This window comes from Enterococcus mundtii (assembly GCF_002813755.1).
In the GTDB taxonomy this organism is placed as follows: Bacteria; Bacillota; Bacilli; order Lactobacillales; family Enterococcaceae; genus Enterococcus_B; species Enterococcus_B mundtii.
Map to the genome: position 1 here is coordinate 3,064,001 of NZ_CP018061.1, position 25,506 is coordinate 3,089,506.

The 25,506-nt window shown below is 39.5% G+C and carries 21 protein-coding genes; 18 read left to right on the forward strand and 3 right to left on the reverse strand.

What is annotated here, in order from left to right:
- Positions 1-520: 520 nt before the first annotated feature.
- From dnaA to EM4838_RS14305, 14 genes are all read left to right on the forward strand, one after another.
- Positions 521-1,855, forward strand: a complete 1,335-nt coding sequence (gene dnaA, locus EM4838_RS14240) for a chromosomal replication initiator protein DnaA (protein ID WP_023518857.1) — start codon at positions 521-523, stop codon at positions 1,853-1,855.
- A gap of 197 nt (positions 1,856-2,052) precedes the next feature.
- Positions 2,053-3,183 (forward strand): DNA polymerase III subunit beta, encoded by a 1,131-nt coding sequence (dnaN, locus tag EM4838_RS14245; protein ID WP_019723042.1) that lies wholly within the window; start codon positions 2,053-2,055, stop codon positions 3,181-3,183.
- Between the two features lie 207 nt (positions 3,184-3,390).
- Positions 3,391-3,633 (forward strand): S4 domain-containing protein YaaA, encoded by a 243-nt coding sequence (gene yaaA, locus EM4838_RS14250; RefSeq protein ID WP_019723041.1) that lies wholly within the window; start codon positions 3,391-3,393, stop codon positions 3,631-3,633.
- A complete protein-coding gene (gene recF / locus EM4838_RS14255; protein WP_071867654.1) occupies positions 3,620-4,735 on the forward strand; it encodes a DNA replication/repair protein RecF in 1,116 nt (371 codons plus the stop codon). Before yaaA ends, recF begins: the two co-directional genes overlap by 14 nt.
- Positions 4,736-4,741: 6 nt before the next feature.
- Positions 4,742-6,688: a DNA topoisomerase (ATP-hydrolyzing) subunit B gene (gene gyrB, locus EM4838_RS14260; protein WP_071867653.1), complete on the forward strand. Its 1,947-nt coding sequence runs from the start codon at positions 4,742-4,744 to the stop codon at positions 6,686-6,688.
- A gap of 19 nt (positions 6,689-6,707) precedes the next feature.
- Complete coding sequence (gene gyrA / locus EM4838_RS14265; protein ID WP_071867652.1) at positions 6,708-9,203, forward strand: DNA gyrase subunit A; 2,496 nt, start codon at positions 6,708-6,710, stop codon at positions 9,201-9,203.
- 238 nt (positions 9,204-9,441) lie between these two features.
- Complete coding sequence (gene rpsF, locus EM4838_RS14270) at positions 9,442-9,741, forward strand: 30S ribosomal protein S6 (protein WP_019723039.1); 300 nt, start codon at positions 9,442-9,444, stop codon at positions 9,739-9,741.
- Between the two features lie 47 nt (positions 9,742-9,788).
- On the forward strand, positions 9,789-10,310 hold the full coding sequence (ssb, locus tag EM4838_RS14275) for a single-stranded DNA-binding protein (RefSeq protein WP_010734556.1): 522 nt from the start codon (positions 9,789-9,791) through the stop codon (positions 10,308-10,310).
- Between the two features lie 25 nt (positions 10,311-10,335).
- Positions 10,336-10,572 carry a 30S ribosomal protein S18 gene (gene rpsR / locus EM4838_RS14280; RefSeq protein ID WP_010734555.1) on the forward strand — a complete coding sequence of 79 codons (237 nt, stop codon included), beginning with the start codon at positions 10,336-10,338 and terminating at the stop codon, positions 10,570-10,572.
- A 166-nt stretch (positions 10,573-10,738) separates the two neighbouring features.
- Complete coding sequence (locus EM4838_RS14285; protein WP_071867651.1) at positions 10,739-12,712, forward strand: DHH family phosphoesterase; 1,974 nt, start codon at positions 10,739-10,741, stop codon at positions 12,710-12,712.
- 5 nt (positions 12,713-12,717) lie between these two features.
- Positions 12,718-13,170, forward strand: coding sequence for a 50S ribosomal protein L9 (gene rplI / locus EM4838_RS14290; protein WP_010734553.1), 453 nt, complete (start codon positions 12,718-12,720; stop codon positions 13,168-13,170).
- A 189-nt stretch (positions 13,171-13,359) separates the two neighbouring features.
- Complete coding sequence (gene dnaB / locus EM4838_RS14295) at positions 13,360-14,727, forward strand: replicative DNA helicase (protein WP_010734552.1); 1,368 nt, start codon at positions 13,360-13,362, stop codon at positions 14,725-14,727.
- 376 nt (positions 14,728-15,103) lie between these two features.
- Complete coding sequence (locus EM4838_RS14300) at positions 15,104-16,396, forward strand: adenylosuccinate synthase (RefSeq protein WP_071867650.1); 1,293 nt, start codon at positions 15,104-15,106, stop codon at positions 16,394-16,396.
- A gap of 380 nt (positions 16,397-16,776) precedes the next feature.
- The gene (locus EM4838_RS14305; RefSeq protein ID WP_010734550.1) at positions 16,777-17,640 is read left to right on the forward strand and encodes a DegV family protein; all 864 of its coding nucleotides are present in this window, start codon (positions 16,777-16,779) and stop codon (positions 17,638-17,640) included.
- Positions 17,641-17,711: 71 nt separating this feature from the next.
- Here EM4838_RS14305 and EM4838_RS14310 read toward each other — a convergent pair whose 3' ends face one another.
- Positions 17,712-19,334: an ABC-F family ATP-binding cassette domain-containing protein gene (locus EM4838_RS14310; RefSeq protein WP_010734549.1), complete on the reverse strand. Its 1,623-nt coding sequence runs from the start codon at positions 19,332-19,334 to the stop codon at positions 17,712-17,714.
- Positions 19,335-19,569: 235 nt separating this feature from the next.
- Here EM4838_RS14310 and EM4838_RS14315 point away from each other — a divergent pair, with 235 nt between their 5' ends.
- Positions 19,570-20,091 carry an HdeD family acid-resistance protein gene (locus EM4838_RS14315; protein ID WP_071867649.1) on the forward strand — a complete coding sequence of 174 codons (522 nt, stop codon included), beginning with the start codon at positions 19,570-19,572 and terminating at the stop codon, positions 20,089-20,091.
- Positions 20,092-20,191: 100 nt separating this feature from the next.
- Here the strand turns inward: EM4838_RS14315 and spxB are convergent, their stop codons facing one another.
- Complete coding sequence (spxB, locus tag EM4838_RS14320; protein ID WP_071867648.1) at positions 20,192-21,934, reverse strand: pyruvate oxidase; 1,743 nt, start codon at positions 21,932-21,934, stop codon at positions 20,192-20,194.
- A gap of 159 nt (positions 21,935-22,093) precedes the next feature.
- Between spxB and EM4838_RS14325 the strand changes: the two genes are divergently transcribed.
- Together EM4838_RS14325 and EM4838_RS14330 are read left to right on the forward strand one after the other, a co-directional pair.
- On the forward strand, positions 22,094-23,071 hold the full coding sequence (locus tag EM4838_RS14325; protein ID WP_071867647.1) for a Gfo/Idh/MocA family protein: 978 nt from the start codon (positions 22,094-22,096) through the stop codon (positions 23,069-23,071).
- A gap of 97 nt (positions 23,072-23,168) precedes the next feature.
- A complete protein-coding gene (locus EM4838_RS14330; protein WP_019722681.1) occupies positions 23,169-23,987 on the forward strand; it encodes a ZIP family metal transporter in 819 nt (272 codons plus the stop codon).
- A 79-nt stretch (positions 23,988-24,066) separates the two neighbouring features.
- Here EM4838_RS14330 and EM4838_RS14335 read toward each other — a convergent pair whose 3' ends face one another.
- Entirely contained in the window at positions 24,067-24,264 is a 198-nt protein-coding gene (locus EM4838_RS14335) for a hypothetical protein (RefSeq protein WP_065096712.1), read from the reverse strand.
- A gap of 194 nt (positions 24,265-24,458) precedes the next feature.
- Here EM4838_RS14335 and EM4838_RS14340 point away from each other — a divergent pair, with 194 nt between their 5' ends.
- Positions 24,459-25,037: a TMEM175 family protein gene (locus EM4838_RS14340; RefSeq protein ID WP_071867646.1), complete on the forward strand. Its 579-nt coding sequence runs from the start codon at positions 24,459-24,461 to the stop codon at positions 25,035-25,037.
- Positions 25,038-25,506 lie beyond the last annotated feature (469 nt).

Consider the following 25,506-nt stretch of genomic DNA (forward strand, 5'->3'; position numbering starts at 1 on the left):
TTCTTATCTACATGTACATGAATTAAACACAGACATACTTTGATAGTATAACGAGTACTTAGGTGATTTGTCAATATAAAAAAAAGCTTTTATTCGAAAATAATTCTCTCATTTTATCCACAACGGTATTTTTCGCGCTGTGTTTTCAATGTGGATAAAGTTATACACAGAAGTTTTCCACAGTAATTTACCCTTAGTTTTTACACAGAATAAACACCTGAAAATAAGTAATCCACAACTTCATAAATTCCTGTGTATTGATTTCTGTAAGTATTGTCATTATTACTTTTTTTATCCACAACCCACTGGGTAAATCTCTAGTTTTACACCACTTATCCACCTGTTGATTACTCTTGTGGATATCTTTTTTTCCTCTCTGTGTTTTTCTTCTTTTTTTTTCTTCTGGATAATGTGGATAATTGTTATAAAAAATTTTTTTCTTTTCTTTCTGTGGAAAACTTTTGTAAAAAATGCTAAATTAGTACTAGCTATTTACTTTTAATGAAGGAGGAGGCCTTGTATGGTATCCCTCGATGCTTTATGGACTGAATTAAAAACGACTTATCAAAAAGAACTGTCTCCAGCAAGTTACAATACTTGGATTGAGACAGCACAACCTAAATCCTTAGAACAAAGCCAATTAGTGGTGACTGTTCCAAGTAAGATCCATAAGGAATATTGGGAAAAAAATCTCGCAACAAAGATTGTTGAGGTCGGCTACATGTTAACGGGAAAAGAGATCATTCCACGTTTTGTGACCGGTGAAGAAGCGGAACAAGAAGAAGTAGAAGAAATCAAAACAATGAAAGTTCCCCCAATCACACCAATCAAAAAAGCGATGTTGAATCCTAAGTATACCTTCGATACATTTGTGATCGGAAAAGGTAATCAGATGGCTCATGCCGCTGCCTTGGTCGTTGCTGAAGATCCTGGTTCGATTTATAATCCATTGTTCTTCTATGGTGGTGTCGGACTTGGTAAGACTCACTTGATGCACGCGATTGGTCATCAAATGTTGTTAAGTCAGCCAAATGCGAAGGTCAAATATGTAAGCAGTGAGACGTTTGCCAATGATTTTATCAATTCGATCCAAAATAAAACGGCCGAAGAATTTCGCCAAGAATATCGAAATGTCGACTTACTATTAGTCGATGATATTCAATTTTTTGCTGAAAAAGAAGCAACTCAAGAAGAATTTTTCCATACCTTCAATGCGCTCTACAATGAAGGCAAACAAATCGTCCTAACGAGTGATCGTTTACCAAACGAAATCCCTAAATTGCAGGAACGTCTCGTTTCTCGCTTTGCTTGGGGACTTTCAGTAGATATCACGCCACCTGACCTTGAAACAAGAACAGCTATTTTGAGAAAAAAAGCCGCAGCAGAACGCTTAGAAATTCCTGATGATACCTTAAGTTATATTGCGGGACAAATCGATTCCAACATTCGTGAACTAGAAGGCGCTCTTGTACGTGTTCAAGCATTTGCTACGATGAACAGTGAAGATATATCAACTAGTTTAGCTGCTGATGCTTTAAAGACATTGAAATCTGGCAAAGGTCACCCGCAACTCTCGATTTTGCAGATCCAAGAAGAAGTTGCAAAGTATTACCATATTCAATTAAAGGATCTAAAAGGAAAGAAACGCGTCAAATCGATCGTTGTTCCTCGTCAAATCGCTATGTACTTGGCGCGGGAATTAACCGATAGCTCTCTTCCTAAAATCGGCGCTGAATTTGGTGGAAAAGATCACACAACCGTCATCCATGCGCACGAAAAAATCCAGCAGCTGATCGATTCAAGTGTCAGCATGCAAAATGAAGTATCAGAAATCAAAAATTTCCTATTAAACTAAAAAGATGCTTGATAGAAAGAAAAACACCTTGTGGATAAAATTAGAAATCATTCAAAAGTTATACACATATTTTCCACAGCTGTTTTTTCTTTTCTCTTCTAGCATTTTTATAGTTTTCCACAGTATCAACAGTACCTAATACTTTTATTACTTTATTTACTAATAATAAAATAAATATATGGCAAAGGAGATCTACAATGAAAGTAACCTTAAACCGCGCAACATTTATGCAAGAATTGCAAACTGTTCAGCGTGCGATTTCAAGTAAAACGACAATTCCTATTTTGACAGGGGTTAAAATCACCCTTAATCAAGAAGGACTGACTTTAACAGGTAGTAATGCAGATATTTCAATTGAGACGTTTCTATCTGTTGAAAATGAAAAAGCGCAAATGCAAATTGAAGCAACAGGAGCCATTGTTCTACAAGCTCGCTTCTTCAGTGAAATCATTCGTCGATTGCCCGAAGAAACCTTTACGCTAGAAGTGTTAGAAAACAAACAAGTGGCCATTACTTCAGGGAAAGCGAATTTCTTAGTGAATGGGTTAGATGCGGATAATTACCCTCATCTTCCTGTTGTAGAGAGTCACAACCAGATGAAATTGCCTGTACATGTATTGACCAAATTGATCAATGAAACAGTGTTTGCTGTTTCTCAACATGAAAGTCGCCCAATCCTTACAGGTGTTCATTTCATTTTGAAAGACAACTCTTTATTAGCAGTAGCAACTGACTCACATCGTTTGAGTCAACGAGTGATCCCGATCGAACAATCAGCTGATCAATTCGATATCGTGATTCCTGGAAAAAGTTTGACTGAATTATCACGTTCATTGACAAATGAAGAAGAAATCGTAGAAATCAGTATTATGGAAAACCAAGTATTGTTCAAAACTGAAAATATGTATTTTTATTCACGCTTATTAGAAGGGAATTATCCCGATACGAATCGTTTGATTCCTTCAAGTTTCAATACCGAAGTTGAATTTTCTGTCCCAAGCTTTTTAGCAGCGATCGAGCGTGCCTCTTTGCTCTCACATGAAGGACGCAACAATATCGTTCGTTTGTCGATCCAGCCTGATTCTGTTGTTCTATACGGTAATTCTCCTGAAATCGGAAAAGTAGAAGAAAGCTTGAACTATACGACTAGCACCGGTGATCCGCTGGATATTTCCTTTAATCCGGACTATATGAAAGCTGCTTTGCGTGCATTTGGCGATATGAGTATCAAAGTAAAATTCATTTCTGCCATTCGTCCATTTACGTTAGAACCAACGGAAGATGGGGTACAATTCATCCAATTGATCACTCCAGTACGCACAAACTAAAATACTAATTGAAAATAAACTGAAAAATAAACCATTTTAAACAGAAGGCCCTAAAATCAATTTTAAGGCTTTCTGTTTCTTTTTGTTCAAATCACCTTTTTTCATTTAAATCCGCTCATATGGAAAAATATATGGATAAATTTGTTTTCTTGCGAAAAAAAGGGTATAATAAAGTATACTTTTAATAATGAAAATGAGGGATGAAGAGTGAAACAACAAGTCATTCTAAAAACTGAGTTTATGACGTTGGGTCAAATGCTGAAAGAAGTCACAGTCATCGGCAGTGGTGGACAAGCAAAATGGTATTTAGCAGAAAACACGGTTTTGGTTGATGGCGAGCCAGAAAATCGTCGTGGACGAAAGCTTTATCCCGGTATGATGATCGAAGTTCCAGAAGCAGGAACTTTTTTTATGGTAAAAAAAGGGAATAACGATAATGAGGCTGAATAAGCTGCACCTCAAAAATTATCGAAACTATCAAGAATTGCAAATTGATTTTTCCAAAAACCTCGTGATTTTTTTAGGAGAAAATGCCCAAGGAAAAACGAATCTTTTGGAAAGTATTTATGTGCTTGCAATGACAAGAAGTCATCGTACAAATAGTGAACAAGAGTTGATTGGATGGAACGATGAGCAGTCGATGATCCAAGGGGAGATCACCAGAGGAACCTCTAAGATTCCGTTAGAGATCCAACTGTCTAAAAAAGGACGAAAAACAAAGATCAATCATATCGAACAAAAGAAGTTGAGTAGTTATGTTGGACAATTGAATGTCATTTTATTTGCTCCTGAAGATCTTTCTTTAGTGAAAGGAAGCCCACAGATCCGACGCAAATTTTTAGATATGGAATTAGGTCAGATCAATCCAATCTATCTTTACGATCTTGTCCAATATCAAGCAGTCCTAAAGCAGAGAAATCAATATTTGAAGCAATTGAATGAGAAAAAACAAACGGATTTACTTTATCTTGATATTTTATCTGAACAACTAGCAGAATTTGGTAGCAAAGTACTAAAGGCAAGAGCGCAGTTTATCAAGCGTTTAGAATATTGGGCAAATTCTTTACATCAACAAATCACGCATCAAAGAGAACAGTTGGCAATCGAATATGTGACCGCCCTCTCTTCTTTAGACACTATGACAGTTCAAGAGATCCAGTCACAATTTTTAACGTTGCTCGAACAAAACAAAAAGAAAGATCTCTTTCGAGGGACAACGACTGTAGGTCCCCATCGAGATGACCTTTCTTTTTTTGTCAATGAAAAAAACGTGCAAAATTTTGGTTCTCAAGGTCAACAGCGAACAACGGCATTAAGTGTCAAATTAGCAGAGATCGATTTGATCAAAGAAGAAACAGGCGAGTATCCGATCCTATTACTGGATGATGTAATGAGTGAGTTAGACGACCAACGTCAACTCCATTTACTTGAAACGATTGAAGGGAAAGTACAGACATTCTTAACTACTACCTCTCTAGATCACGTTAAAAATAAAATGACTGTTGAACCTGAGATTTTTTATGTTCAGCAGGGAGAAATAAAAGGAGAATAAACATACATGACAGAAGAAAGAAGTTTAGTCGAGCGCGCAAAAGAATATGATGCCAGTCAGATTCAAGTGCTTGAAGGTCTTGAAGCCGTTCGGAAACGTCCGGGGATGTACATTGGTTCAACAAGTTCAGAAGGACTTCACCACTTAGTATGGGAAATCGTCGATAATTCGATCGATGAAGTCTTGGCAGGATTTGCGACAAAGATCCAAGTCATCATTGAGGAAGACAACAGTATCACTGTCATCGATGATGGTCGTGGGATTCCGGTCGATATCCAAGCGAAGACCGGTCGTCCAGCTGTAGAAACAGTTTTTACTGTCTTGCATGCGGGTGGTAAATTTGGCGGAGGCGGCTACAAAGTATCCGGTGGTCTTCATGGGGTTGGTTCGTCCGTTGTGAATGCACTATCGACACTATTAGATGTCAAAGTGTACAAAGATGGTAAGATCTATTACCAAGAATATCGTCGTGGGGCGGTAGTCGATGATTTGAAAGTCATCGGTGACACTGATTTAAGTGGAACGACCGTTCACTTCATCCCAGACCCAGAAATTTTTACAGAAACGACAACTTTCGACTTTAATAAATTAGCGACTCGTATTCGTGAGCTGGCTTTCTTGAATCGTGGGATGAAAATCTCAATTGAAGATCGTCGCGAAGAAAAGCCTGTCGTGAAAGAATACCATTATGACGGTGGAATCAAAAGCTACGTCGAATATTTAAATGCGAGCAAAACAGTGATTTTCCCAGAACCTGTTTATTTAGAAGGGGAACAACAAGAAATCACTGTCGAAGTTTCGATGCAATATACAGACGGTTATCATTCTAATATCATGAGTTTTGCCAACAATATCCATACGTATGAAGGCGGAACACATGAATCAGGATTTAAGACAGCTTTGACACGGGTCATCAATGATTATGCACGCAAGCAAAAATTGATGAAAGAAAATGATGATAATTTGACAGGTGAAGATGTGCGTGAAGGCTTGACAGCAGTCATTTCGATCAAGCATCCAGATCCTCAGTTTGAAGGACAAACGAAAACAAAATTAGGAAACTCAGAAGTACGTACGGTCACTGATCGTTTGTTCAGTGAGCATTTCATGAAATTCTTATTGGAAAACCCAAGTGTGGGCCGTCAGATTATCGAAAAAGGACTACTTGCCTCTAGAGCCCGCTTAGCGGCTAAACGCGCGCGTGAAGTGACGCGGAGAAAAGGGGCATTGGAAATCAGTAATCTACCTGGTAAATTAGCCGATTGTTCCAGCAATGATCCTGAAAAAAGCGAATTGTTCATCGTCGAAGGAGATTCAGCTGGTGGTTCAGCAAAACAAGGACGAAGCCGTGAATTTCAAGCGATTTTACCGATCCGTGGGAAAATCTTGAACGTTGAAAAAGCAAGTATGGATAAAATTTTAGCCAACGAAGAAATTCGCTCACTGTTTACAGCGATGGGTACAGGGTTTGGTGAAGATTTCGACGTGTCCAAAGCACGTTACCATAAATTAGTCATCATGACCGATGCCGATGTCGATGGTGCCCACATTCGTACGTTGCTATTGACGCTCTTTTATCGTTATATGCGCCCAATCGTGGAAGCTGGTTATGTTTATATCGCGCAACCACCGCTATATGGCGTTAAACAAGGAAAGAAAATCACGTATGTCCAACCAGGGAAAAATGCCGAAGAAGAGTTGAGAAAAGTCATCGAATCACTACCAGCAACACCAAAACCAAGTGTTCAACGATACAAAGGGCTTGGTGAGATGGATGATCATCAACTATGGGAAACTACGATGGACCCAAGCAAACGTATGATGGCTCGTGTCAGTGTAGATGATGCGATTGCTGCCGATGAAGTGTTTGAAATGTTGATGGGTGATCGAGTGGAACCTCGTCGGGCATTCATTGAAGAAAATGCTCACTATGTTAAAAATCTAGATATTTAATCATGAAGGAGGAAGAAAAATGAGTGAAGAAATCAGAGAAAACATCCATGATGTCAATCTAACTAGCGAAATGAAAGACTCCTTCATAGATTACGCCATGAGTGTCATTGTCGCTCGGGCTTTACCAGATGTTAGAGATGGATTAAAACCAGTTCACCGCCGTATTTTATACGGGATGAATGAGCTAGGTGTCACACCAGACAAAGCACACAAGAAATCAGCCAGAATCGTGGGGGACGTTATGGGTAAATACCATCCCCATGGTGATAGTGCGATCTATGAGTCAATGGTTCGGATGGCGCAACCTTTTAGCTATCGCTACATGTTAGTAGATGGTCATGGAAACTTTGGGTCAGTTGATGGAGATGGCGCAGCTGCGATGCGTTATACTGAAGCCAGAATGAGTAAAATCGCGACAGAAATGTTACGTGATATCAATAAAAATACGGTTGATTTCCAAAGCAACTACGATGATACGGAAAAAGAACCAGTTGTCTTACCGGCACGTTTTCCTAACTTGCTAGTCAATGGTACGACAGGGATCGCAGTCGGAATGGCGACGAATATCCCGCCACATAATCTGACAGAAGTTGTAGCAGCGATTGATCTATTGATGGAAAATCCAGATGTGACAACCAATGAATTGATGGAAGTCTTACCTGGGCCTGATTTTCCTACAGGCGGATTAGTCATGGGGAAATCCGGCATTCGTCGAGCGTATGAAACAGGAAAAGGTTCAATCACTGTTCGAGCAAAAGTAGAAATCACGGAAATGCCAAATGGAAAAGAGCGGATCTTAGTCACTGAATTGCCATACATGGTCAATAAAGCGAAATTGATTGAGCGAATTTCAGAATTGCACCGTGACAAACGAATTGAAGGTATCACGGATCTAAGAGATGAATCTTCTCGTGAAGGAATGCGTATCGTGATCGATGTGCGTCGTGACGCGAGTGCCTCTGTTATTTTGAACAATCTCTACAAATTGACATCCTTACAAAACTCATTTGGTTTCAATATGTTAGCGATCGAAAAAGGCGTACCGAAAGTTCTAAGCTTGAAGCAGATCCTTGAAAATTATATCGAACACCAACGCGAAGTTATTACACGTCGTACGGTCTTTGAAAAGGATAAAGCAGAAGCAAGAGCACATATCTTAGAAGGACTACGAATCGCCTTAGATCATATTGATGAAATCATTGCGATCATTCGTGGGTCCAAATCAGATGAGGAAGCGAAAAACGCGATGATCGAACGCTTCGATCTTTCTGACCGTCAATCGCAAGCAATCTTAGATATGCGTTTGCGCCGTTTGACTGGTTTGGAAAGAGAAAAAATCGAAAATGAATACCAAGAATTATTGAAACTCATTGAAGATTTAGCTGATATTCTTGCTCGACCTGAACGGGTAACAGAAATCATCCAAACCGAACTTGCTGAATTGAGTCAACGATTTGGCGACAAACGTCGTACAGAATTACTGGTCGGTGAAGTCTTGAGTTTAGAAGACGAAGATTTAATCGAAGAAGAAGAAATCGTGATCACATTGACGAATAATGGCTATATCAAACGTTTAGCCAACAACGAATTCCGCGCACAACGTCGTGGGGGTCGAGGCATCCAAGGAATGGGTGTTCATAACGATGATTTCGTGAAAAATCTTGTTTCTTGCTCCACACATGATACATTGCTGTTCTTTACCAATAACGGAAAAGTGTATCGTGCGAAAGGATACGAGATCCCAGAGTACGGACGTACAGCAAAAGGTATTCCGATCATCAACTTACTTGGCATTGATTCAAGTGAGAAGATCCAAGCAATCATCGCAGTAACTGGTGAAGCAGAGGAAGGACATTACTTGTTCTTTACTACGCGACAAGGAACAGTCAAACGTACGACTGTCACTGCTTTTGCCAATATCCGTAGCAATGGGTTGATTGCGATTGGTTTGAAAGAAAATGATGAATTGGTCAACGTCTTATTGACTGATGGCAAATCAAACATCATTATTGGTACACACGATGGATATTCTGTGACTTTTGCAGAAGATGCCGTTCGTGATATGGGACGTACAGCCTCTGGGGTTCGTGGGGTTCGTTTGAGAGAAGACGATTACGTCGTTGGAGCAGCCTTGATGAATGAGGATCATGAAGTCTTGATCATCACAGAAAAAGGTTATGGAAAACGTACCAAGGTTTCTGAGTACCCTGTCAAAGGACGTGGGGGTAAAGGGATCAAAACTGCGAATATCACTGAGAAAAATGGTCCATTAGCTGGATTGACGACGGTGACAGGCGAAGAAGATATTATGTTGATCACAGACAAAGGTGTCATCATCCGCTTCAACGTTTCAACGGTTTCTCAGACAGGTCGGGCAACGCTAGGCGTGCGCTTGATCAAGATGGAAGCAGAAACGAAAGTGGTGACCATGGCAGCAGTAGAACCAGAACCTGCGGAAGAAACGACTGTCGAAGCAGAGACAGTTGATGTGGAAACAGATCATACAGAAGAATAGAAAATAGGCGTAAAACAAAAGTGAACGTCTAAAATCAAAACTCCCAAGAATAGGTAAAACTATCTTTGGGAGTTTTTGGTCGTCTCAAAAGAAAAATTTGGAAAACAAAGAACAGCAGCTTGCTTTTTTAGTGTATTGCGTGTATAATTGAGGATTGTGAGTAGTCTAATTTATTAGAAAACTCTCCTTGCTCTTGGGAAAGCTGAGAGCCGAAAGTCCATAGGGAGGTGAAAAATCAATGGAAAACACGAAATATGAAATCATGTATATTATTCGTCCAAACATTGATGAAGAAGCAAAAACTGCTTTAATCGAACGTTTCGATTCAATCTTGAAAGATAACGGAGCTGAAGTTATCGAATCAAAAGATTGGGAAAAACGCCGTTTAGCATACGAAATGAACGGTTACCGTGAAGGTATCTATCACATCGTTAAAGTATCTTCTCCATCATCAGCAGATGCAATCAACGAGTTTGATCGTCTTGCTAAAATCAATGACGATATCGTTCGTCACATGATCGTAAAAGAAGAAGCTTAATTATTGTTTCACATGGAACAATCAAACGATGAGAGGAGATGACCATTTTGATTAATAACGTTGTACTAGTTGGACGTCTGACAAAAGATCCAGATTTACGATATACATCAAGTGGCACTGCTGTAGCAACGTTCACTTTAGCTGTCAATCGTAACTTCACGAGCCAAAACGGCAACCGTGAGGCGGATTTTATTAATTGTGTGATTTGGCGAAAATCAGCAGAAACACTAGCAAACTATGCACATAAAGGAACTCTTTTAGGTGTAACTGGTCGTATTCAAACGCGTTCTTATGATAATCAACAAGGACAACGTGTGTACGTAACAGAAGTAGTTGCTGAAAACTTCCAATTATTGGAAAGTCGTGCAGCATCTGAAAACCGTCAACAAAGCGGTGGCTACCAAGACACTGGTCAATCGACAAATAATTTTGGCGGAAACGGCGGAAACAATAACTATAATCAAACATCTCAATCATCCAACGGTATGCCTGATTTTGATCGTGATTCTTCTGATCCATTTGGATCAAGCTCAACGATCGACATTTCAGACGATGATTTACCATTCTAAACGAATTTGATAGGAGGGAAATAGAATGGCACAACAAAGAAGAGGCGGACGTAAACGTCGTAAAGTAGACTACATCGCTGCTAACCATATTGAATATATCGATTATAAAGATATCGAATTACTAAAAAGATTTATCTCAGAACGCGGTAAAATTTTGCCACGTCGTGTAACAGGTACAGGCGCTAAAAACCAACGTAAAATTACGATTGCAATCAAACGCGCACGTATCATGGGATTACTACCATTCGTTGGCGAAGAATAATTCGCTTTAGGAATGATTCTGTAGGAATACCCAATCGTTTCAAACCATTACAGAGGAAGTTATGACTACTGTCGTGACTTCCTCTTTTTGTTCCATTTAGGTGTTTAGTCGCTTACATGACATGAGTTATGGTAAAATTAGGCTAATCAGTTACGGGAGGAAAGACATGGATAAAGAAAAAATAAAAGTAAGCCCGAGCCCTCTGCTCATTCTTTTATTGATCCTTGCAGAAGTTTTGGTTGTATTATTGATGCCATTTCGATTGATCAGTGCGTTGTTCATCCTGATCGTGAATCTATTTTGTATTCGTTATGGTTTAAAGATGAAACGGTGGTTGACTCTAAGGAATCGTGACAAGATCCAACAAGCTTCCACAGTTGCGGAATCCAATTTGAATTATGTTTCTGAGATCATGCCAGTCGGAATCATCTCTTACCAACCAGCGACACAAACCATTGATTGGCTGAATCCTTTCGCATTGAATGTGAAAGACCAAAGCTCTTTATTGGAAGCAGACTTGTTAGAAACTTTTTTTTCAGCAAAAGAAAAAAAGAAAAATCAAGTCTATTTAGCTGACAAAACGTTTCAATTTGAATTGGATACGGTGAAAGGGGTCGTTTACTTTATTGACGTGACCCAGAACCAATTACTGAAGATCCATCAAGTGAATAGCCAGCCAATCATCGGGATTCTTTCAATCGATAACTATGCAGATACGGTCGATAAATTGGATGAAAAAGAAGTTTCTTATTTGAACTCCTTCATTACGACACTGATTTCTGACTGGATGAATGAATATCATGTGTTTTTTAAACGAATCAATTCAGAGCGCTTTTTCTTTTTTGGACAGATGAGTGACTTAAAGAAAATGATGGATAAGAAATTTGATCTTTTAGATCGCTTACGAGCAGAAGCTGAAAGACAAAACCATCCGTTGACACTTAGTATGGGCATCGCCTATGGGCAAAAGACCCTCGAAGAAATCGGTAGTGAAGCTCAAAATAATTTAGATATTGCCTTGGTTCGTGGTGGTGATCAAGTTGTAGTGAAAGAAGTTCGCGAAGGAGCGAAACCCACTTATTACGGGGGAAAATCAGCGACGACGATCAAACGTACGCGCGTTCGTTCACGGGCGATGAGTACTGCTTTACGCAAAATTTTTGATGAAACAGGCGATGTATTTATTATGGGGCATCGCTTCCCTGATATGGACGCCATTGGTTCAGCCGTTGGAGTCAGTTGTCTGGCACGCTTCAATCAGAAAAAAGCCTATATCGTCATCGATGAAAAAGAGATCATTCCAGATGTGGAACGCTGTTTAACAGAAATCCATAAAGAACCAGAGTTGGAGATGCAATTGATTACGCCAGAGCGTGCAATGGAGCTTAAGAAAGCCAAAGACTTACTCGTAATGGTCGATTACCATAAACCATCGCTATCGATCTCTCAGAGCCTTTACGAGCAATTTGATAAGATCGTGATCATTGACCATCATCGTCGAGGCGAAGAGTTTCCAAGCAAACCGCTTTTAACCTATATTGAATCATCTGCGTCTTCTGCTTCTGAGTTGGTCACAGAATTGATCCAATATCAAAGTAGCCGAACCAATCGGATCAGTCGTTTAGAGGCGACATTGTTGTTAGCTGGCATGACCGTTGATACAAATAACTTCAACGTGCGAACGACAGCACGTACGTTTGATGTTGCAAGCTATTTAAAGACTTGTAGTGCGGACGCATCCTTAGTACAATATTTATTGAGCTCTGATTTAGCCACTTATTTAGAAATCAGCCACTTGATCGCCCACAATGAACAAGTGACAGAGGATATTGTGGTGGCAGCAGGGACGGATGAAAAAGAGTATAATAGTGTTATTGCAGCAAAAACAGCAGATACGTTGCTCTCAATGGTCAATATCAACGGCGCTTTCGTCATTACGAAACGGACGGATGGCTTAGTTGGTATCAGTGCCCGCAGCACAGGAACGATCAATGTCCAATTGATCATGGAATCCCTAGGTGGTGGCGGACATTTCACCAATGCGGCAACACAACTGGAAAATGTGACTGTAGAAGAAGCAAAACAACAACTGCTCGCTGCTATCCAAGAAAATATGAATCAATTATATAAAAAGGAGTAGATGAGATGAAAGTCATTTTCTTACAAGATGTTAAAGGCAAAGGCAAAAAAGGCGATGTCAAGGAAGTTCCTACAGGCTATGCGCAAAATTATTTGATCAAAAACAATCTGGCAAAAGAAGCAAATAAAAGCAGTATCAGTCAGTTAGAAGGACAGAAAAAAGCCCAAGAAAAGCAAGAAGCAGAAATTCTTGAAGAAGCCAAAAAATTAAAAGAGTTTCTTGAAAAAGAAGAAACAGTCGTGGAATTAAAAGCCAAAGCAGGAGAAGATAGCCGTTTGTTTGGCTCGATTCCATCAAAACAAATCGCTGAAGGCTTGAATAAGCAATACAAAGTAAAATTAGACAAACGTAAAATCGAGTTGAATAACCCAATTCGTACGCTAGGCTATACTAACGTACCTGTGAAACTACACCATGAAGTAACTGCAACGATCAAGGTACACGTTGTCTCTGAATAAACGAAAAGAACATGTGACGAAATCACTTCGATAAATCAGCCGCAGAGGACAAAAATCGCTTTCGATTATTTTTGACTTTTGCGGTCTATTTTCGAAGGAAGAGCTTTTGGAACAGATGTTCATTTTAGGGATGACTTTTCTGCCATTTTCTTGTAAAATGAAGCAATTGAAAGCAAGGAGCGATAGAATATGAGTGAAGTGTGGCAGGATCGAATTCCACCGCAAAATATTGAAGCTGAGCAAGCGGTTCTAGGTTCTGTTTTTCTAGACGCTGAAACGATCATCGATGCCATGGAGTACATAGAACCGAAAGATTTTTATCGTCGGGGACATCAAATCATTTTTGAAATCATGATCGAATTGAATGACCGTAGTGAAGCGATTGATGTAGTGACCGTCAAAGATCGTTTGGAGCAACGAAATCTCTTGGAAGATGCTGGTGGAGTCAGTTACTTATCTGATTTAGCTTTAGCTGTACCAACGGCAGCAAACATTGTCTACTACGCAAAAATCGTGGAAGAAAAATCATTACTCCGTAATTTGATCCAAACAGCAACAGGGATCGTGACTAGAGGTTTTGAACAAGGAGAAGAAGTCCAATCCATCTTAGATGATGCGGAACGTAGTATTCTTGAAGTATCAGAAAAACGTAATCGTAGCGGGTTCTTATCCATTGCGGAAGTCTTGAATTCTACGATTGAAAATATTGACCAACTCGCGCAAAACAATGAAGAGATCACAGGTTTGCCAACTGGTTACCAAGGATTAGATAAAATGACTGCTGGCTTCCAAGCAGAAGAGCTGATTATTTTGGCTGCACGTCCGGCGGTAGGGAAAACCGCCTTTGCCTTGAATATTGCCCAAAATGTCGGTACAAAGACAGATCGTTCCGTAGCGATCTTCAGTCTAGAGATGGGGGCAGAATCATTAGTCAACCGGATGCTTTGTGCGGAAGGTTCGATTGAAGCGAGTCACTTACGTACGGGACAGCTTTCAGAAGAAGAATGGTCCAATTTGATCGTTGCGATGGGTAGTTTATCCAAAGCAAATATCTTCATTGATGATACACCAGGGATCAAAATCTCTGAGATACGAGCAAAATGTCGGAAACTTGCACAAGAAAAAGGGAATCTAGGTTTGATACTCATCGATTACTTGCAGTTGATCGAAGGAAATGGGAAAGAAAACCGCCAACAAGAAGTATCCGATATCTCACGTCAATTGAAAAAGCTAGCGAAAGAATTAAAAGTTCCCGTCATTGCTCTTTCCCAGCTTTCTCGTGGAGTGGAACAACGCCAAGATAAACGACCTGTTTTAAGTGATATCCGTGAGTCTGGTTCGATCGAGCAGGATGCAGATATCGTAGCATTCTTATATCGTGATGATTACTATGAACGCGAAGGTGGCGAAGATGGCGATGCGCCAGAACCACAAAATGATAATGTGATCGAAGTCATCATTGAAAAAAACCGGAGTGGAGCAAGGGGAACGGTCGAATTGCTCTTTATCAAAGAATACAATAAATTTTCCTCGCTTTCTCCGCGAGAAGAATATTAGGACGAATAAATCTGAATAAATCAAACATCGAGGTCGGGACAGAAGTGTTTAGCCTCGAGAAATAAGGTGCCAGCCACGAAAATTGTTCTTCAAATTTTTGTGGCTGGCGCCTTATTTTTTGAAGTGGTTACTTCAGTTCCCGCCGTTTATTCGATTTTAGGTGGTGCGAGAGGACGAATGTCCGGACATGTTTTTTTCAAACTCAGTCAGGTCAGGCGCCTACTTGTTAGTAACCAATGGAACGTAGCAAATTATAATGTTCGCTTTTTAAACGTTTTCTCTAAAATATATTAAATATCATTCGATTTTAGTTGAATAAAGTTTGAAGTATTGTTACAATAATTCAGGATTAAATAATATTAAATGAGGTGTTCAAATGTCATCTGTAGTAGTAGTGGGTACACAATGGGGCGACGAAGGGAAAGGAAAAATTACTGACTTTCTTAGTGAAAATGCTGAAGTGATCGCACGGTACCAAGGTGGCGACAATGCGGGACACACAATTAAATTCGATGGTGTTACGTATAAACTGCACTTGATTCCTTCGGGGATTTTTTACAAAGATAAAATCAGCGTGATCGGGAACGGTGTGGTAGTCAATCCGAAATCTTTAGTCAAAGAATTGGCTTATTTACATGAAAAAAATGTGACGACAGATAATTTACGTATTTCTGATCGTGCGCATGTGATTTTACCGTATCATATCAAATTAGACCAATTGCAAGAAGATGCAAAAGGAGAAAATAAAATCGGTACGACCATCAAAGGGATCGGACCTGCTTATATGGACAAAGCCGCTCGTGTCGGTATCCGTGTAGCCGATTTATTGGATAAAGAAATTTTTGAAGAGCGTTTACGAGTGAATTTAGACGATAAAAACCGTCAATTTGTGAAAATGTTTGATTCAGAGCCAATCGACTTTGAAGAAATCTTTGAAGAATACTACGAATATGGCCAACAAATCAAACAGTACGTGACGGATACATCAGTTATCTTAAATGATGCGTTAGATGCAGGAAAACGTGTTTTATTTGAAGGCGCACAAGGTGTGATGTTGGATATCGATCAAGGAACGTATCCATTTGTTACCTCATCGAATCCAGTGGCTGGTGGTGTAACGATCGGTAGTGGGGTCGGACCTTCTAAAATCAATAAAGTGGTCGGTGTATGTAAAGCTTACACATCACGTGTGGGAGATGGCCCATTCCCTACTGAATTGTTTGATGAAACAGGTCAACAAATTCGTGAAGTCGGTCGCGAATATGGTACAACGACTGGACGTCCACGTCGTGTCGGCTGGTTTGATACAGTCGTGATGCGTCACTCAAAACGTGTGTCAGGTATCACGAATCTATCATTGAATTCGATCGATGTCTTGAGCGGTTTAGAAACAGTGAAAATCTGTACAGCATACGAATTAGACGGCGAACGAATCTATCATTATCCAGCGAGTTTGAAAGAATTGAACCGTTGCAAACCAATCTACGAAGAATTGCCAGGTTGGTCAGAAGACATTACTGCTTGTCGTACACTAGCTGAATTACCAGAAAATGCACGTAACTATGTAAGACGTATCTCAGAGCTTGTAGGCGTGCGTATTTCAACATTTTCAGTAGGTCCTGACCGAAACCAAACAAATATCTTAGAAAGCGTGTGGGCGCAAATCTAAGCCTTTCAGTGATGATTCGCTAACAGGAACATTCTTTTAAGAATGAGTGGACCACTGAAATCACGTGAAATAAATGAAATCGGGACAGAAGTGTTTAGCCTCGAGAAATACGGCGACAACCACGAAAATTGTTTTTCTAATTTTTGTGGTTGTCGCTTTATTTTCCAAGAGATTACTCCTGTTGCCATTATTTATCGGTTTTAGGGCGACACACAAAAATGAATGTGACTTTTGTTTTAGACTGATCGTGTTCATTTAAGCGTTCGCTTGATTGGCTTGTACCAAGTACAACGAATATAAGAGCTGAAGTTATTTAAAATTAAAGGAGTTTGCTATAATAGACTGCGATGAAAAGTGGAGAAAAAAAGGAGTTGGAACGAATGTATCAAATAGTCACAGATTCATGTTGCGATCTGCCCTATCAAGTGTTGGCAAATGCAAATGTTGATTTTTTATCCATGGAGATCCAGATTGGTGAGGAAATACGAATCGATGATCTGGGAAAAACATTTGATTATGAAGGGTACATCCAACAGTTACGTGAAGGAGCAATGCCTACGACCTCACAAATCAATGTGGGTCGCTATTTGGAATTCTTCCGTAGCTATGTGGAGAAAGGCATCCCAGTCTTGTACGTTGCTTTTTCGAGTGGCATGAGTGGTTCTTACAGCAGTGCCTTACAAGCAGTCGAATTATTGAAAGAAACCTATGAGGACCCGCAAGTTCATGTGTTTGATACGAAAGCCGCAAGTATCGGGGAAGGACTACTTGTATTAGAAGCGGTTCGTTTGAAAGAATCGGGTTATTCTTTGGAAGAAACATTGGCTTGGTTACAAAATAATTACCTCAAAGTTCATTCTTGGGTAACCGTTGATGATTTAAAGCATTTAGAACGAGGAGGACGCATCTCTAAAGCAAGTGCTGCTATTGGTAGTCTGTTAAGCGTGAAACCGATCATTACCGTTGAACCAAGTGGTCATTTGAAGAATGTCGATAAAGTGCGTGGCAGAAACAAATCCATTCAGAAAATCGTGGAGGAAACGGTCAAAACGATCGTAGCTCCATTGGAACAAACGGTGTATATCGCTTATGCCGGAGACCTAGAAAGTGCTGAGAAAGCCAAAAAATTATTAGAAGAAAATATCAAAACAAAAGAAATCAAACTCTATCCCTTAGGACCAACGATCGCCAGTCATACAGGCTACGGGTGTATCGCCATCTTTTCAATGGGTGTGAGTCGATAAAAAAGAAAAACAGCTGTACAACGTAAGAGTACTCACGTTGTACAGCTGTTTTTATAGTTATTTTGGAATATTTAGTTCCACAATTGTTCTAATTGTTTTTGGATGTCTTTGTTCTCTAAGAATTCATCATATGTCGTATCTGCACGATCGATCACGCCTTTATCAGAAACAGCAATGATACGATTTGCTAACGTTTGGATGAATTGGTGGTCATGAGAAGCAAATAGGATCGAACCTGAAAATGCCATCAAACCATCATTCAATGCAGTAATTGATTCTAAATCTAAATGATTCGTTGGGTCGTCTAAGACAAGGACGTTTGCTTTTGAAAGCATCAATTTAGAAAGCATGCAACGAACTTTTTCGCCCCCAGAAAGAACATTCACAGGTTTTAATACTTCCTCACCAGAAAACAACATACGACCTAAGAAGCTACGTAAGAACGTATTGTCGTCTTCTTCTTTACTTGCATATTGACGTAACCAATCAAGAATCGTTAAGTCCGTATCGAATTCCTTCGTTGTATCCTTTGGTAGATAAGCATTGCTAGTTGTTACACCCCAACGGACAGTACCGGTATCTGGTGTTAGATCGCCCATGATAACTTTAAACAGGGTTGTAGTTGTTATATCGTTTTCAGCAACGAATGCTACCTTGTCTTCTTTGTTCAATGTAAATGATATATCATCTAAAATCTTTTTACCATCTATTGTGACACTAACGTTTTCTACTTGTAGTAAGTCATTTCCAATTTCACGTTCTGGTTTGAATCCAACGAAAGGATAGCGACGTGAAGAAGGTTGGATATCATCCAATGTGATTTTTTCTAACATTTTTTTACGGGATGTTGCTTGTTTTGATTTTGACGCATTTGCACTGAAACGTGCGATAAAGTCTTGTAATTCTTTGATTTGTTCTTCTTTTTTCGCATTGGCGTTTGCTTGTAACTTAGTTGCTAATTGGCTTGATTCTAACCAGAAATCGTAGTTTCCTACATAAAGCTTTATTTTTCCAAAGTCTAAATCTGCCATGTGGGTACAAACTTTATTTAAGAAATGACGGTCATGGGAAACAACGATCACTGTATTCTCAAATTCGATCAAAAATTCTTCTAACCAGTTGATCGATTGGATATCTAGTCCGTTTGTCGGCTCATCTAGAAGTAAAACATCTGGTTTACCGAATAGCGTTTGCGCAAGCAACACTTTCACTTTTTGTCCACCAGTTAGTTCGCTCATCAATTGATGATGTAATTCTTCAGGAATGTTCAATCCTTGAAGTAGAACTGCTGCTTCTGGCTCTGCTTCCCAACCGTTTAATTCTGCAAATTCGCCTTCTAATTCTGCCGCACGAATCCCATCTTCATCTGTGAAATCTTCTTTCATATAGATGGCATCTTTTTCTTTCATTACTTCATATAAACGTTTATGGCCCATGATTACTGTTTCCATCACAGTATATTCTTCATAGTCATAGTGGTTTTGTTTCAAAACAGCCATACGTTCATCTGGACCTAATGTGACAGAGCCTGTTGAAGGTTGCAAGTCACCTGATAACACTTTAAGGAATGTTGATTTACCTGCGCCATTTGCTCCAATTAAGCCATAACAATTGCCGGGAGTGAATTTTATATTAACATCATCAAATAGTTTGCGATCTGAAAAGTGCAAACTTACATCATTTACAGTAATCAATTTTTTTCCTCACTTTATGTTTATAATATTTGCCAAGTCTTCTAGAATTATATAGGGGAATGTTGAAAGTTTCAAGGAAATCAGTAATTCTTTACGTTTCACGTGAAACAATCAAAAGAAGAAAAGAGATAAACCGTTTTTTTACAACTAAAGCATTTTCATAAATGCTAAATTTTTGAAGTTATTTAAATGGGGGCGTAAGATAGAAATAGATTAAAAGAAAGTAGGGATTAAAATGAAAGAAAGTAGAAAAATTGATTGGGGTTCACTCGTTTTAGGGATATTATTTGTTTTAGTTTCCTTGATTTCTTTTCGCGATCCAGTAGGTAACTTAGTTGCTATCGTTATTGTATTTGCTATTTTTGCGATCCTAAAAGGATTATTTGAGTTATTTCTACGTAGTCGAGTAAAAGAACTGACAGGATATAAAGGGAAGATGCCGATAGTGATTGGGATCATTGATTTATTGATTGGGATCTTTTTCATTTTCAATATTGGTGCTGGGGTAGTTGCACTACCATTTGTCTTCGCTGTTTGGTTTATTATTGATTCTGTTTTGGCTTTATTTACTGCTGATTTATTCAGAGGAATAAGTGAAGGTCATTACTGGTTCACCGTAGTCATCAATATATTGGGTATCTTACTAGGTATCATTTTATTATTCAATCCTTTATCCTCTGCGTTGACGCTAAGTTTTTTAGTTGGTTTTTACTTTATGGTGGTTGGGATCAATCAGATCGTTTATGCGTTTAGATGATTAGTAATAAAATAAGTGTATGAAATTTGAAAAAGATCCACCTCAAATCCTATCAATTTGAGGTGGATCTTTTCTCACTAAGTTGTGGTTTACTGGATTTTTACAACTGTTTAGAAAGATGATGCGTATATATTTCATGAAGCACCGGCATATCATGTACTTCGTATTTTTCTTTGAAGCGCTCAATTTCTTCTTCGCTATACTTTCTTGGGTCTAAGTGTAAGTCTTCGACAGGTAAGGGCCGTTTGTTGGGGATCTTGACGTCGATCACGACTGGTCGATCAGATTTCGCCGCAGCATCGAAGGCAGGGCGTAATTGTTCGTAGTGTGTGATCGTGAAGCCATCGGCACCTAAGGCTTCGCAGGCTTTCCCAAAATCAGCTTGTTCAAGGGAAACACCAAATTTTTGTTGTTCAGTATCTTCTTGTTCTGCTTCGATAAATCCGAATGAATAATTTGAGAAAACGACATTGATGATTGGCAACTGATAGCTGACTTGGGTCAAGATATCTTGCATCACCATGGCAAAACCGCCGTCTCCGCTTAAAGTAAAGACTTGTCTCTCCGGAAAACTTAATTTAGCAGCAATGCCTCCTGGTACACCGTTGCCCATCGTTGCAAACCAACCAGAAGTAGTGTGTAACTGCTCACCAGTCATGTTCAGCAAACGGATCGAATGAATGGTCGTATTTCCAACATCTGTCACAAAAATAGCATCACGCTCAGCAATCCGGTTGATTTCTTTATAGATTGCTTCTGGTCGAATCGATTGCTCTGTGGGTTCTTCAAACGATGTTAACCAACGCCGCCAATTGCGAAGATTTTCTTGATTGGCTAGATACCAAGCATCTTCTGAGCGCTCTTTCCCCAATTCAACTAGGTTTTCTAACGTTGTTTTACCATCACCTAAGATAGCTAAATCGGTGTGGTGGCGGCGGCCGAATTTGGCGGCATCAATATCGACTTGGATAAAGGCAGCTTCTGGATTGAAGAACGTCCGCCCAAAAGGGAAGTCACTTCCTACAAATAAAATCAAATCGGCTTCTGCCAACGCTTCATTCGCAGGTTTTGTCGCTACCCGACCTGCAAATCCAAGAAAATTTTTGTCTTCATCTGGCACGATCCCTTTTGCTAAAACAGAGGCAACCACTGGCATTTTGAAATATTCGGTAAATTTCTTGATCTGATCATAGCCATGACGAACACCTTGACCGATGAACAAGACAGGCTTTTGAGCTTGTTCGAGATAAGGAAGGGCTGCTTTCACGTCTTCCATCTCAGGGAGGATCACCCCTGTTTTGTACGTAGAAGCATTAGAAACATCCTGCCACTCGATTTCTTCAAAACCAAAATCAACTGGGATCGTCACAACAGCGACTCCTTGATGTGCATAAGCTGCCTTGATCGCTTCGTCAACGACATAAGGTAAACTTTCTGGTGTCATGACTGTCCGATTATAAACACTAACATCAGCGAAAATTGGATTTTCATTTAATTCTTGAAAGGCAGTATAATTCATAGAAGTCGAAGCCACTTGTCCTAAAAGGGCGACAACTGGGACGTGATCCATTTGGGCATCATAAAGTCCGTTGATCAAATGGGTGGCTCCAGGACCAGCTGAGCCAAAGACAGCTCCGACTTTTCCTGTTAATTTGGCATCCGCTGCGGCAGCTAACGCGCCCACTTCTTCATGACGTACTTGGATATAATCGATTTGGTCTTTTTCATGGTACAACGCATCCATAATGGAATTGAACGAACCACCCGGAATCCCATAAATATGATCAACTCCCCAGCTTTCAAGCACTTTTACCATGGCAATACCGGCATTTATCGTTGACATTTTGATCCACTCCTTAAAAAAACAAATTATATTTATTGTCTAAAGTATAAATCTTCCTTATCAAAAGCCCAACTAAAGCGACTTTCAACCAAGTAGAGTGAATTGCCAGTAATGTGTGAAACTATGTTATAGTGGATTCAAAATGTTAGGAGGAAGAGTATGCTGAAAATCGGGATTATGAGCGGTGCCTCGATCGTACCTCGTTTTGTGGAGGGAATCAAAGAAAGTGGCGTGGCACAAGCTGTAGCGATTGCGACACGTCGCTTAGAAAAGGCGCAACAGTTAGCCACAGAGTTAGGTATTCCAAAAGCGTATGGCAGTTACGCAGCGTTACTTTCTGATAACGAGATAGAACTGATTTATATTCCATTGTTCAATCACTTGCATTTTTCAGCTGCGAAAGACGCGATCCAAGCAAAGAAACATGTGCTTTTGGAGAAGCCTTTTACGCTACATTCGGAGCAAGCACAAGAACTCTATGCCTTGGCTAAGGAACACAAGGTTTTTCTCATGGAAGCACAAAAAGCCCTATTTCTACCTGCGATCGAAGATGTGAAAAAAACCATTGAGACCGGAAAAATCGGAAACGTTCAATTAGTGGAGATACGTGATGCAAGACCAGGTTCAGAGAAGATTCCTTGGTTCTGGAAGATGGAACAAGGAGGTGGCGTATTGATTTCCAACGCCTCGTACCCATTAAGTGTCAGTCAATATTTATTTGGCACAGGATTTGATGAATATAACGGCTTATGTGTAGAACATGGAGAAGGTCTGACGGACGAAGAGTGTATGGTCAACCTGAAGAAGAAAGACCTTTTCATCAGTTTATTCCTTACGACAAAAATGGATTTTACTAGTACGTATACCATCATTGGAGAAAAAGGGACGATCATTATCCCTAACTATTGGAAAACAGACCATTATACGATCCAGATGAACAACGGAGAAGTGTTAACAAAAGATTTTCCAATGGATAGTGAATTTGTCTTTGAGATCCGTCATGTCGCCAATTTACTTTCCTCAGGTAAGAAGCAAGATACGGTGGTCGATCCAAACATGACGATTACAAATGTTCAAGTCGTTGATGATCTTTACCATAAGTGGTTTGGGAATGATTGGAAAAGCGTGAGAGGATAACCGCTTAGAATAAAGGATCATCAGATTAATAGTAGAATAGTAGTCACATTTTTGGCAATATGCTAGAGTAAGAATAAAAAGGTGAAAGGGGAATTGTATGGTTGATTGGTTACTGAAGCTAGAACCTTGGCAGCAAGCGTTGACGGGTACGGCATTTACTTATTTTATGACTGCGCTTGGGGCTGGCTTAGTATTTTTCTTTAAAGAAATCAAAAAAGATGTACTCAATTTGATGTTAGGTTTCGCTTCGGGTGTGATGATCGCCGCCAGTTTTTGGTCTTTATTAGATCCGGCAATCACAAAAGCAGAAGAAAATGGTGATATTGCTTGGCTTGTGGTGAGTATTGGTTTTGGGCTAGGGGGATTATTTTTATACATTGCCGACAAAACCTTACCACACATGCATTTTGGTCCAGCACATGAAAAAGAAGGCTTACCAACACATTTAAAACGCACGATTTTGCTTGTCTTTTCCATTACCTTGCATAATATTCCAGAAGGATTAGCAGTAGGTGTTGCATTTGGTGCAGCGGCAACTGCAGATAATCCAACGACTGCGGTGCTAGCAGCGATCTCTGTTGCGCTAGGTATTGGTATTCAAAACTTTCCAGAAGGTGCGGCTGTTTCGATTCCTCTCCGACAAGAAGGATTAAGTCGAACAAAAGCTTTTGTCTATGGGCAAGCTTCAGGAGTGGTTGAACCGATTGCTGGAGTCATCGGGGCAATCTTAGTGACAAAAGTTGCAGTCTTACTACCTTATGCCTTAGCTTTTGCTGCGGGTGCAATGATTTACGTCGTCGTGGAGGAACTGATTCCTGAAGCGCAACAAACACTTTCAAGTAAACGACACTATGCAGTTTTTGGTGTTATGACTGGTTTTATTATCATGATGATCTTAGATGTAGCATTAGGTTAAATGATATATCATTTAAAAGAAGTAAAAAAAGAGGCAGAAATTTTCTGCCTCTTTTTGTTTTTCATTTAGGAAAATAGTATTAGTAGTATTTTCTTTGTTGCGTGGTGCGAGTGATCCAACGGACTAACCAAATCGCAATGGCTGCTGGAATCAACAATTTAATACCTAACCATAATAAACCACTGATCACGCCAACGAATAGATTGAGGACAAAGCTAGCTACGACGAAACCTACCACTAATAGGATGATTGTTTGAAACGTATTTCTTTTTTGCATGATGATCGCCTCTTTTCTCGTTTGATAAACTTCTCAATAGAAGTTACGCTTGCTGTTTTCTATATAGTAAGTATAGCAAGGATTGATTGACTTAACCTCCACCCAGAGCCCGATTTCTACTTGCTACTTTGGTGTGAAAAGGTTGCTTTTTTGCCCTTATTACGAATAAAATGAAGCGAAAGGAGAGGAAAGTCATGCCGAAAAATCGACTAGAAGCCTTTACAGACGCCGTGATCGCTATTATTATGACGATTTTAGTGTTGGAGCTACATGAACCACACTCAGATACCTTGGAAGCGCTAGTTGCACTTGCGCCACGTTTTCTTATTTATATCATTAGTTTCTTTACCCTAGGCATTTATTGGAATAACCACCATCATTTGTTTCAAGCCGTCCACAAAGTGAATGGGCGAGTGCTCTGGGTGAATAGCTTTTTTATTTTTTTCCTGTCGCTGTTTCCTTTCGTTACTTCATGGATCAGCGAATACAGTAACAGTCTTGTCCCTGAAATGACCTATGGTATAGTGATATTAGGAGCGAATCTCACGTATTATTTGTTAGCAAGGACATTAGTTGCCTCAGAAGAAGACGAGAATGCATCTATCAAAGAGTTGTTTGGCAATTATCGTAAATCCTACGTATCTATTGGTTTGAATGTCGTGGGATTGATTTTGGGATATTTGATTGCGCCCATCGCCGTGTTAATAGTCAATGTCTTGATTTTGGTTACTTGGTTGATCCCAAGTCGTAAAATTGAAGCGTACTATCGCTAGATACTTGAATAACATAGTCAATCAAAAGACACAGAATAGTTAGGGAATACTCCTTTCCTGTTCTGTGTTTTTTTGTATGCTCTTGACTCGTTTAACGATTATAAAAAAATTTAACAGAAACATAAGTAAAAAATAAAAAAACAATCGAATTTTTTAGGCACAATGATAGTTAAAGAGGGATGCATATGAGAAAACGAAAAAAATTTTATCCAGCAATCATTACAAGTTTTATTACCGTACTTATTTATGTAGAGCAATCGAGGTGTAATTTGCTCGTTCTCCTGTTGTCAGTTTTACTTACTGCCATCGTTACGCTTAAAGGATAGGCGATACAAAGAAGTAAACAAACCTGAGCTCGATCGGTCACCAAGTTAAAGATGACGGATTTTGTGGACAAATAGAAAGAGCTAACGAGTTATCCACTGTGGATAACTCGTTATTAGATCAAAACTTTAGATAACAATTACTT